The sequence below is a fragment of the Lacinutrix sp. YIN62 genome (assembly GCF_057219185.1).
In genome coordinates this window covers 1-1,825 of the sequence record NZ_JBXVVH010000062.1, presented here as the reverse complement: position 1 = coordinate 1,825, position 1,825 = coordinate 1, and the positions used below count along the sequence as shown (strand labels likewise).

1 protein-coding gene is annotated in these 1,825 nt (G+C 28.2%); it reads left to right on the top strand.

What is annotated here, in order from left to right:
• The first annotated feature begins 197 nt into the window (after positions 1-197).
• On the top strand, positions 198-1,574 hold the full coding sequence (locus AC2D8I_RS16125; protein WP_484707139.1) for an alpha/beta hydrolase-fold protein: 1,377 nt from the start codon (positions 198-200) through the stop codon (positions 1,572-1,574).
• Positions 1,575-1,825 lie beyond the last annotated feature (251 nt).

Sequence of the window (1,825 nt, the reverse complement as noted above, 5' to 3'; positions counted from 1 at the left end):
ATGAGAAACCAATTTTTATTGCGAGTCTTTTTTGCCTAGCATAACTAAAGTTAAGAGATAACTAAGCCACTTTTAAATTCCTTTACTATCTTTAGCAACAAACTTGTGCAACAGGCACAACACCTATACGCAATACCCTGCGGGATACTGCGCATAGCCAAACCGTTGCCAGTAATTTAAAAAAAACTCAAATTCCTATGAAAAACATACTTATATTATTCTTTTTAACTATTAATTTATCACTTTATTCACAAGATAAAAAGATAGAAATTCAAGAATATAAATATGTAGTAGATTCGATTTACTCTACAAATATTCAAGATTATAGAACTATAAAAATATTCTTACCTACAGATTATTCTGAAAAACAAAAATATCCAATAATCTATACTTTAGATGGAGAATGGATGTTTGAACCAACAGTTTCTGAATCAAAAATTTTAATGGATTTTTACGTTATTCCAAAGTCAATTATTGTTGGTGTTTTTCACAAAAACAGAAATGAAGATTTAGGGATTAATTGGAATACTGGAGAATTTAACAAAAGTAGTTTGAATTTTAACCTTTTTTTAAATCAAGAATTAATCCCTAAAATTGACTCGACTTATTCAACTTCTGGGTTTAATACTTTGGTTGGACATTCAAATTCAGCAACATTTTGTGCAAAAGTTTTAACCCAAAAAGAACAACCCTTTCACGGTTTTATCGCTTTAAGTCAAAATCTTTTTGGAAATCAATTACAAGAATATATAGAATTCACAAACAGAACATTTAATAATTTGGTTTTCTATTTTGTTGCTTCTGGAAAAAGAGATGCTACAGCAAGAATAGAATCGGGAATGAAATTAGATAGTTTATTTAAAATCAACCAAAATGTGAATATTAAAACTCAACATTCACTTTACGATGCCGACCATAGCGGAATTGCCGGAAAAGGACTTAACAATGGAATTTCGCATATATTTTCAGAATACAAACATTATAATGATTGGGATGAAAGACTAACTGATTCTTTACTTAATCAAAATGTTAATCCATTTGATTTTATAAACCAACATTCTAAAAAACTAAAAAAAATCTACGGTATTAATTTTAAAGTAAACAGTGATGATATAGGTCTAATGAAAGTTTTGGCAAAGAATGATAGTGATGTAGAAGAAATAAAAGATTACGAAATTAATCATATTGGAAAATCTAGTTACTTCTATGCTAGCTACGCACAATATTTTGAGTTTTTAAAAAGTTATGATAAGGCATTAGAGTATTGGGAGAAAAACCTTGATGAAAATCGAAAGAATAAAATAAATTTCTTTTACTACAGAAGACCAATTGAGTTAATTCACAAAAAAATGAATGAACCAAAAAAAGCTATCAAGTTTGCCGTAAAATGGAAAGAAAAAGCTCCTGAGTTTTCTCAAAATTTTAATTTAAAAATTGCAGAAATAACTTTAGAAAGTAACATAAAAAAGAAAGTTGGTTTAAAATCAATCCAAGAATATATAAAAAATTTCAATAAAGAATCGGATACGAATTTGAAAAGAGCGAAAGAAATAGAAATTAAACTAAAAGAATAAAAACTACTGGCAACACCGTATAAAATTAATTGCTAGCTTTAGCTTATTTACGAAAGTCCTCGCGGACTTTCTATCTGTGATTTATTTGCTAAATTTAGTGCTTAAAACCCACTACTCTCCATATACAAAACCGTTGCCAACCATTATGACTCGTCCTGAATAAAGGCTACATAATTCAAGTAGATTATGTATAAAAATGACAGAGTTACTAGACGTTACAGTGAATCATTCAAATTAAAAATTTTAGACGA